Source organism: Moorena sp. SIO4E2, from assembly GCF_010671945.1.
Lineage (GTDB): Bacteria > Cyanobacteriota > Cyanobacteriia > Cyanobacteriales > Coleofasciculaceae > Moorena > Moorena producens.
On the sequence record NZ_JAAHIE010000283.1, the window covers coordinates 1 to 9,363 of the forward strand.

Consider the following 9,363-nt stretch of genomic DNA (forward strand, 5'->3'; position numbering starts at 1 on the left):
TGTCGCACCTGAAGATGCAGCGCATCCCTATTACCTATTACCTATTACCTATTACCTATTACCTATTACCTATTACCTATTACCTATTACCTATTACCTATTACCTATTACCTAAAATACCTAAATTGTGTACCTCATAGCTATGATAATTGCTATACATACTGTTTCGTGGTAATAGCTAATCGGTAATTCCTTGGTCAATTCCCAATTTCCTTCTTCCCAATTACCAGTAAATCATCTTTAGCCTCAATCACTGAAAATGGTATAATAGTTGAAGGTTGACTGTTCTTGATGTTCACTCCTGATCAGCAACTTGACAAAGCGATGCAGTGGCTCATGGGGGGGGACTTCCATCAGCCACTGCATCAAGACATCAACTATCTTTGATTGCAACTTATACCAAGTTGAATTAAAATTAATACTTAAAATTAATACTTAAAATTAATCAGTAGTAACTGCTTGCCCTATTAATCATTAACCCCATCACCCGTCATCTGTTCAAATGGTAATATCTTTTCTGGAAGCGCAATTTAGTATGAGGATTAGGTAGAGCAGGTGTTAGAAGTCTTAGCCGGATAATTTTTTAGTAACTTATTCAGCTGAAGTTGAGGCGTTGAAATAGGTGTTGCTGGCAGACCCAAAAGACAATCTATACTTTCTGGTGAGACTGTTGTAAACTGTAAACCAGCTCTATAGTTTGCTAGGGAATTTCCTCTAGATTCTTGGCACCACATGACTTTAACTGTAGCATTCACTGTGTAATTTTGTGGCCAAAAAAATTGTATTTTTATAACTTGACCGACTGGGATAGCTTTTTCACTGTAAATGGTGCAACCTCCTCGACTAATATTAACGACTGGCTGACGAGCTGAGAAGAGACCAGCCAATCGATAAGAAATGGAAGTCTGTTGGCGAGGTGATCTTCTTTTTTCTTGCATGCTGCTGGCATTAATCATACCCTTGACATTGATTAAGTAAAACGTTTGCCTGTCTTGATGCAAAGCGCGAGTGGGGGTTTACCCCAAGACCGCTTAGGTGCGCTTGACCCGTAATTAAATTCGCCATGGGTCGCACCTCTGCATCGCTTTTATTTGTCTTTATTTGTCCATTGTCTCAACCCCTGGTTTATGCTATGGTTCATCTATCTGTTTGACTCTGTATGGTTTTTGTATGAGTTTAAGAAGACTTGACACTCCCCGATCATTAGACGCGGGGATTCTGCTGACAGATTAGACTGTGGTAGCGCCCACAACCTAATTCTCGCTACGGTTGTCAAAGACCGTCTACCCAGTCGGCTTAAGTCTATACCTAGCTTACTGGCTACTTTTCTTAAAATATTTGCACTACCATTTAGATCCGCATTTACAACTGAATTATCGCCACTACGGTAAAGACCACGCTTAATACGCTTTCCTGATGCTTTCCACCCATTTGGTTTTTCGCCAAATTTAGGCAGGGAGTCTCCATCAAGGTAACTAGCTTTACTTGTGTAAGCTTCTTCAGTTACTTCTAATCGAATCCCATGGATTTCACACAATTGTCTTAATCTGTCTTTGAGTTTGCCAAGAGGTATTTGAACAAAATTTTGGTTATTCAATCGCCCCATATTAGCATTACTTTTTAAACCTTCGTTCCATCCCAAGACAATCGTATTTATACCGTATTTTAAACAGTGATTGATAATTAGCTTAGCTGCTTTATTGATGCCGTCCTTAATGCGGTGGTTACGCTTCCGAGTTACTCGATCAAGCCAACTATCCCAATAGCCTTGTGGTTTACCCTCTTTTCTGCTTGACACCTGCTTGTTCCAGTATTGGTTAAAAGCCTTCATTGCACGGGCATCAATCAAAAACGAATTGCCTAGGGTGTCAACACACGCTGCTAAATTATCAGCGGTTCCAACATCTATACCTAATGCTTCATTGCTGGCTAAATTTCTCTGGTTGTTCTGAACTGGGATTTCATAAGACACTTCTAGATAGAAGACGCCATTTTTGGGGAGTATAGTCCATTCCTTTATTTTTCTTCCTTTTAAATTACTTGGAAAAGGCAAGGTAAAATTCTTAATCCCAAACCAGCGCCTAACAGTCAAACCAAGATAAAATTTAACCTGTCCATTAACTAGTTTTGGCTTTTGACCACCTGAATTTGGATAAGTAACCTTGAACATCTTTGAGCCTTTTAAGTAGCTGGGAGGTTTTGGTCTATGTTGCAACTTTCCCTTGAACCATAGGTCTCTTAGTTTTTTGTAAGACTTAAATGCTTCCGTGACACTTAATAGTGTTTGTTGGGCTGGAGTCGAAGGAAGTGACTTAGATATCTTTGTTTTTCCTACACTTGGTTCATAGATTAAGTCAAATTTTCCAGTCAATATTAAACCTGTCTTGAAAAATGTTTGACGAGCAAAATACACCCCCATATTATAAAGCTTTCCTGACTGTTCACATAAATATTCCAAGATTGCCTTTGTTTCTTTATCCGGGTACAGCATTATTTGCTGTACTCCTATGCTCTTATTAGCTTGAGCCATTATATATCGTTAATTATTCTCGTTATATCGATTAGAATCTACACTGGTAGCGACATTAAATTCCGATAAACTTGTTTTTTTTAAAAAAAGCTATAAAAATTAAACTTAAAATTTACTTATATAGTCCATTTGTCCTAGAAAATAAAAATTTTTAATAAAGTATTTATCTGCAAAAATAAAGATAATTTATCCACATTTTTTCAAAATTATTTACAGAAAAATATGGTAATTGTAAGTAAAAAATATTACAAATTTATCTGTATAAATATATCATCAAAATGCGATTCACCAGGTAGTCATAGCTTTGAAAGGTAGATTTGAAAGGGAGAAGTGCTAACTACTTAATAAAAGAGTTTACCGATCTTAATAAACTTCCATCTTTCTGGACAAACAGTTATTTTTTTAAGGGCAGCGGGGAAAGTAAGTACTGAAACCATTCAAAGGTACATTAACGATCCTCATCACGGTTAGCTTACTAGGTGGCTTTAGCAGGGTAAGCGCAAGAATCAATAAGCTGTGGCTTATTGATAAAAAAACGGGATCATTCTCAACAAATTAACTCTATTGCGAGTAAAGTTCTACGAGATTATAGGGGTTTCGAGCCACGAGCAACCGATATCCGACCAATGCACATGATGAGCCATTTTTTCTTGCGCTTACCCTGCAAGCTTTCCAAATGCTACAGAGTCGTTAGAGTCGATGTCCCCTATTAGGGGGAGCACCTCTCCTTCAAATCCGTACGTGCCATTTTCACGGCATACGGCTCCTAAGTATCTTTTTGGCTACTGTGTATTTGTTGGTGGCAGCTTTGATGTACTGCCATTAAGTTCTTTGGCTTCCAATTGTCGTGGTTTCCATCTATGTGATGAAGATGTAGATATTCGTTGCCTAGTAACTTGTGCCCACAATGTCCACAGCAATGGTTTTGTTTTTTCAAGGCTTTGGAGGTGGCGTTGTCGTAGAGTCCGGAGTTCCTTTGACTCCAGTAGACCAAGTCTCCATCGTAGGGGGACTTGGTTACCCTGACCTTTATATGCTTATTCTCCTTGTATTTAACCGACGGAAATGCTTGATCTGATAACTTTTTGGCTGTATATCGATTGACTTTTTTCTCCTTTCTAAATCTACGATTTACTTCTAATTTTGTAAACCATAAACTGTTCCGGGAGCCGTCCATCTTACAGTTCCGGTGGTAATTTCTCCACCCCCTTATTATGGGCTTTCAGGGGTAGGTTTTTAATAAACTGGAAAAAAACGCGATGCTCTTAAACAGCGGCTAAGGGAACACAGCCATGAAGAAGAATCAAGATTACCAAAAATGGCTGAGGACAGTGACTAAAAAAATGCCCCATCTGAGCAAACCTCAAGCAGTGGTTTTAGGGATGTGGAGTTTTGGCATTGTGATGACCGGCTCCTGTGGACTGACCACAGTGGCAGTTTTTCTAGCGGCCTTGCTAGGCAAAAAAGAAAACACTGTGCGTCAACAGTTGCGGGAGTGGTACAGAAATCAGCAAGACAAAAAAGGGGATAAACGAGCTGAACTTGATGTCACCAGCTGTTTTGCCCCACTCCTGCAATGGGTGTTAAATGGATGGCCTCCCCAGAAAAAATCGATGGTTTTAGCTCTTGATGCTTCTACCTTAAGTTGCCGATTTACCCTCTTAGTTGTGAGCGTTGTCTATGGCGGCTGCGGTATTCCTGTGGCTTGGAAAGTGATCGAAGCCAAGGCTAAAGGCAGTTGGCAACCCTATTGGCTGGATTTACTCTCCCACCTTACAAACACAATTCCCCAGGACTGGTTAGTTTTGGTGATGGCTGACCGAGGACTGTATGCCAAGTGGCTTTACGAAGCAATTCAACAACAGGGTTGGCATCCGTTTTTACGAATTAACCAACTTCGACAGTTTCATCCGGTGGGTCAACCCAGCTTTGTTCCTTTAACCACTGTGGTGACCCAGAACGGTCAAAGCTGGTCAGGTCGAGTAACTTGCTTTTCTAGCAACCCCCTCAGTTGTACCTTGCTGGCTCGATGGGACTCTGGGTACTCAGATCCTTGGTTGATTGTCACTGATCTCGACCCAGATCAAGCTGAGGGTTTATGGTATCGAATGCGTTCTTGGATTGAGTGTCTCTTCAAGGATACTAAACGAGGAGGTTGGCAATGGCACCAGACGAAAATGACTGACCCCCAAAGGGCTGAGCGTCATTGGTTGGCAATTGCCATCGCCACAAGGTGGGTCGTCAGTGTTGGAGGGGAATCTGATGCTGATCTATCCTCCAACGACTCACAACAGTTACCGGCAACCCCTGTCGAGAGTCAAAACTCTGACACCGGTACACCGAAACCCCGTATTTTGAGCTGTTTTCGTCGGGGCAAGTTAGCTGATTCTTGCTGCTGTACTCAATCATCTTCCGTTACCTATCGGTCAATTTTTTCCCGATTTTTCTCCAAGTATTCCTTTTCTCTCCTCAGCCTAAATCTTAAAAACCTACCCTTGAAAGCTTATTATGGGGGCGAGTTTTCTTGCCTTTACTTTCGCACCATAATTCGAGCTGTTGGCCACGGCTTTAATCTTCTTTTTGATAGTTCTTAGGTTCTCCGCTGAGGGAGTACTTCTGAACTTTCCGTTTTTCTGGACTCGGAATCTCCAGCCCAGGAAGTCAAATCCGTCTGTCGAGTGTGTTACTTTGGTCTTCTCTTTACTGATTTCCATTCCACGTTCAGCGAGGAATCCTTTCACTTTATCCAATACCTTTTGGGCATCGTCTTTAGGTTTGAGGAATATCACCATGTCGTCTGCATACCGGATTGATGGGTGTATGCTTTCTATTCCGTTTAGTGCTACGTTGGCGAGTAGTGGACTGACTACACCTCCTTGGGGTGTTCCTTGCTCCGGGAATTCCGGATTGATGCCCGCTTTTAAACATCTAAAAATCCCCTGTTTTATAGACGACGGTGCTAGCAATCTATCCATTATGGAGCTGTGGGAGATGCGGTCAAAACATTTCTTGATGTCTAGTTCTATTACCCTTTTTGTTATGCCATTGCTTTTGGAGTTAAGGTGATTAAACATGTGCTTTTGGGCATCGTGTGTGCTTCTACCTGTTCTAAATCCGTAGCTGCATGCGTGGAATGTTGCCTCATGGGCAGGTTCCAGGGCGAATTTTACTAGACATTGCCATGCTCTGTCAGCGATTGTGGGTATTTTGAGTAGTCTCACTTTCCCGTTCTTCTTGGCTATCGGGATTTCTCTGAGTCCGGCATGTTTCCAGTCAGAAGCCTGCCGGTTCAATAGCTCAAGTAAGTCCAATCTCTGCCGGTATGTGAGGGATGACTTTCCATCAATTCCGGGGGTTTTTTTTCCCTGATTGAGCTGTGTCACTTGACGGATGGCCAATAACTGTGCTGAACGGGATTTCATTATCAGTTTCTGTAGAGACCTAGCTTTTCTCAGGTTTCCAGCTTGAACTGCTTTATATAGTCTTCTTTGTAGGCGGAAAAGGTTTTGGCGAATTTTCTTCCACCGTTGGCCTTTCCAAAGGTCACTAGCTTTGTTACTGTGTCTACCCATGCTCTTCTTGGATTCCTATATACTTGATACCCGTGACCAGTTTCCGGTCACATCCTACCCGACAGGAGGGATTAAGTTTGACATAACTTACTAAGGGTTCGACCTTTCCTTAGACCTCGTATGCTGTCGTTTTTACTCGTATTAAACTAAGCCGGTGAGTCGCCTCACCGACTCGTCTTCAGAACCGTACGTGACAATGCACGCATCATACGGCTCCTCATTATAGGAACCGTTGTCATTGGTACCTCTAGAACGGGTTTCCATCTAACTCTGTAGTATCGATTGTTGTCCCATGCTTGATATCGTGGCAATGTAGGTGTAACAGCTCTAGATTTTTGTCTAGGTCGTTTCCACCCTTAGCGCGTGGTATTATGTGATGCTTTTCCGTTAAATCTCCATCCCTGTTCGCGAAGCGTCGGCTACGCCGAAGGTGAGACCACAATGAGCACATTTCCCTTCTTGCCGTTTCAAAAGTTTTCCAATTGAGCTGGTCATCTCAGGATGTTTCTGCATTCTGGTGCTCCAATAGATTAAGTCTCCATCGTAGGGGCTTCTGGTGTCCTGTACTTTTTTGTGCCTTACTATTTTTGTATTGGCATGTTTTGGGAGATAGCTTTCTCCAAATTTGAACGTCCAGTTATCCTTTCCAACGGTTCCCCAATATTTCTTGTTCACCCAAGTTTTTGATTTCTTCGGATGTCTCCTGTATCCCCATCTTTGGAGTTTATTCCATAACAGATTCCCTAATTTGCTGAATGTTTCTTTACTACAGACTGTTTTGTTGTAATTACACCATCCGCGTATAATGGGTTTAAGTTGGCGTATTAACGCTTCTTGGGGGGCAGCTTTGTGTCGGTTTATGACCTTAGAAAGCTGCCCATAATGTTTTTGGATACTTTCCTTAGATGGTTTGATGATGGTTTTAAAACCTTGTTTTGATTGGTGTTTACCTACCTTATATTGACGTATATTGAATCCCAGAAAATTGAATCCTTCAAAGGTGTGGGTAATCTTAGTCTTACTTGGTTTTAATTCCAAACCCATGTCTTGTAGCCATTTGTTGATTACTTCAAGACATTCTTCTACCACTTTGTGGTCTTGGTGCAGGATTACAAAGTCATCAGCATATCTGATTACTGCCAATCCTCTTTTATAGTGTCCTTTCTTCTTCCATACGGAATTAGCGAAGTCCCATATAACCTGTTCCATGCCGTGGAGAGCAATATTTGCCAGTAATGGAGAAATGACTCCACCCTGAGGGGTGCCCTCATCTGTAGGTGAGAATGCTCCATTATCCATCACACCGGCTTTTAGCCAGGACTTAATTAAACGTCTCATGGATGGATAAGTATTTAGTTTTTCTAGAAGTGCATCATGATTGATTTTGTCGAAACATTTGGCTATATCAGCATCAAAAACCCATTTAGGTTTTTTACAGATGGCTGTAAATATTGCTCCGATGGCGTCATGACATGAGCGTCCTGGTCTGAACCCATATGTATTTGGTTCAAATTTTGCTTCCCATTCTGGTTCTAAGGCCATTTTGGCAAGTGCCTGTAATACACGGTCGTACATCGTTGGGATTCCCAGTGGTCTTTTCTCCTCCCTACCTGGCTTTGGTATCCACACTCTGCGTGTGGGTTGGGCTTTTCGATAGACCTCAAGGCTGGCTACTAAGGCGAGGCGTTTTTTCCCTGTCAGGGCTTTGACCCCGTCTATTCCGGCAGTCTTTTTGCCTTTGTTTTCCTGGGTGACCCGACGAACCGCAATCATTTTGGCAGTCCAGGACTTCATCAGGAGTCTTTGTAGCTTTCTTACCACGCGGACGTTACCACGTTGTGAGGCTTGATATATTCGTTTTTGCAACTTAAACAAGATTTGTTCTAGCTTTCGCCAGTTAACCTTGTTCCATTCCGACTGTGGGGCGAACCCCCGAGTTTTGGACATATCAATTGTTACTTACAACCATATCTTTTCCTATGACGTGTGTCTGTCAGCGTATCCTAGGCATTACCCTAGGCATTAGCTTCTGACCCAATCTTGCCCTCGTATGACTTGCGGCTAGCTACCTACTCAGTAATCGACCTTACTGAGAGTACATATAAGGGTTACTTCGTTCCTGATAACCATTCTTTGAACTTTTAGGGTGGCACTATTCATCGGGAGAGAGGGAAATCTTTATAAGAAACGGAAACCTTATAACCTATGTTCTCCGTTGACTTTTTGTCCGTAGCGTTGTTCAACCTTCTTATTTCGCTACTTTCCAATAACGATGATTCAGACGTACCTTTCTCTCGTACCCATGAGTTCTTTACCTAGACGACACACCGGTCAGGTTAAAGGGTGTTTTGTCCGTTTGACCCTCTGCGCATTTAATTTATAGATTTGCTATTTCTATAAATCAGGGTAAGGTTGTCACTCGGATTTCACGAGGGTCAGAAGTTACCGAAAGAATAGTGCAGCCTTTATGGTCAGCAGGTTAGGCATCATAGGAGTAAGGTTTTGTACTAAGGCTGCACTATTCTTTGGTTTTGTCTCCGGGATGGATTTTCACCATCATGGTTATCAAGTTGTCATGGTTCATTAAACCAAGCAGCTAATCCCCCAAATCTTAAGATAAGGTTTCTAGCTAACGAGTCGCACTCCGTCTGTTGGATTGTTTTGGTGATTTAGGGTGATTCAATTTGCCTATTCCCTCCTCAGAGATTGCGGATATCCGGGTTAAATTCCGCGAGAATGTAGGGAATGAAGTCGCACATTATGTAGTTCCCAGACTGTGGCTTGCAGTTTAGACACTTTTCTAGAATCTGTTTACCCCATTAAACTAAGCCGGTGAGTCGCCTCACCGACTCGTCTCCAAAACCGGACGTGAAAGTTTCCCTTCATCCGGCTCCTCATTATAGGAACCATTGACATTGGTACCTCTACAATGGGTTTTTATCTAATTCATTAGAGTGAATTTTTTTCCCATGTTTAGTGTCATGACAATGTAGATGGAGTAGTTCGAGATTATCAAACTTATTAGTTCCACCTAGTGTGCGTGGTAGGATGTGATGTGTTTCCAACAAATCATGAAACCTAAAGGTGAGACCACAGTGGGCACATTTCCCTCTTTGCCGTTTCAAAAGCTTACTCTTATTAAACTAAGCCAGTGAGTCACCCCACTGACTCGTCTTCAAAACCGGACGTGAGACTTTCACCTCATCCGGCTCCTCATCAAACGGAACCATTGTCATTGGTACCTCTAAAACGGGTTTTCAT

At 42.1% G+C, this 9,363-nt stretch carries 5 protein-coding genes and 4 pseudogenes; 2 read left to right on the forward strand and 7 right to left on the reverse strand.

The window, feature by feature from the left end; translation table 11 throughout:
* Nucleotides 1-246: 246 nt before the first annotated feature.
* From F6K37_RS24015 to F6K37_RS24025, 3 genes are all read right to left on the reverse strand, one after another.
* A complete protein-coding gene (locus tag F6K37_RS24015) occupies nt 247-393 on the reverse strand; it encodes a hypothetical protein (protein WP_154659682.1) in 147 nt (48 codons plus the stop codon).
* Between the two features lie 149 nt (nt 394-542).
* Entirely contained in the window at nt 543-956 is a 414-nt protein-coding gene (locus F6K37_RS24020) for a PilZ domain-containing protein (protein ID WP_044492299.1), read from the reverse strand.
* A 185-nt stretch (nt 957-1,141) separates the two neighbouring features.
* Nucleotides 1,142-2,530, reverse strand: a complete 1,389-nt coding sequence (locus F6K37_RS24025; RefSeq protein ID WP_008179915.1) for an RNA-guided endonuclease InsQ/TnpB family protein — start codon at nt 2,528-2,530, stop codon at nt 1,142-1,144.
* Nucleotides 2,531-2,850: 320 nt separating this feature from the next.
* On the opposite strand from F6K37_RS24025, the pseudogene F6K37_RS24030 reads away from it, so the two are divergent.
* Nucleotides 2,851-3,001 (forward strand): annotated as a pseudogene (locus F6K37_RS24030) (transposase); the annotation flags it as partial.
* 295 nt (nt 3,002-3,296) lie between these two features.
* Here the strand turns inward: F6K37_RS24030 and F6K37_RS24035 are convergent.
* Nucleotides 3,297-3,749, reverse strand: a pseudogene (locus tag F6K37_RS24035) (HNH endonuclease signature motif containing protein); the annotation flags it as partial.
* A 394-nt stretch (nt 3,750-4,143) separates the two neighbouring features.
* On the opposite strand from F6K37_RS24035, the gene F6K37_RS24040 reads away from it, so the two are divergent.
* Nucleotides 4,144-5,124, forward strand: a complete 981-nt coding sequence (locus F6K37_RS24040) for a transposase (protein WP_287252599.1) — start codon at nt 4,144-4,146, stop codon at nt 5,122-5,124.
* On the opposite strand, the pseudogene F6K37_RS24045 reads toward F6K37_RS24040, so the two are convergent.
* The 3 genes and pseudogenes from F6K37_RS24045 to F6K37_RS24060 form a co-directional block, all read right to left on the reverse strand.
* Nucleotides 5,035-6,102: pseudogene (locus F6K37_RS24045) on the reverse strand (reverse transcriptase domain-containing protein); the annotation flags it as partial. The gene F6K37_RS24040 and the pseudogene F6K37_RS24045 overlap by 90 nt on opposite strands.
* Before the next feature lie 247 nt (nt 6,103-6,349).
* A pseudogene (gene ltrA, locus F6K37_RS24050) lies at nt 6,350-8,049 on the reverse strand (group II intron reverse transcriptase/maturase).
* Between the two features lie 977 nt (nt 8,050-9,026).
* Nucleotides 9,027-9,227 carry an HNH endonuclease gene (locus F6K37_RS24060; protein ID WP_287252596.1) on the reverse strand — a complete coding sequence of 67 codons (201 nt, stop codon included), beginning with the start codon at nt 9,225-9,227 and terminating at the stop codon, nt 9,027-9,029.
* Nucleotides 9,228-9,363: the final 136 nt, after the last annotated feature.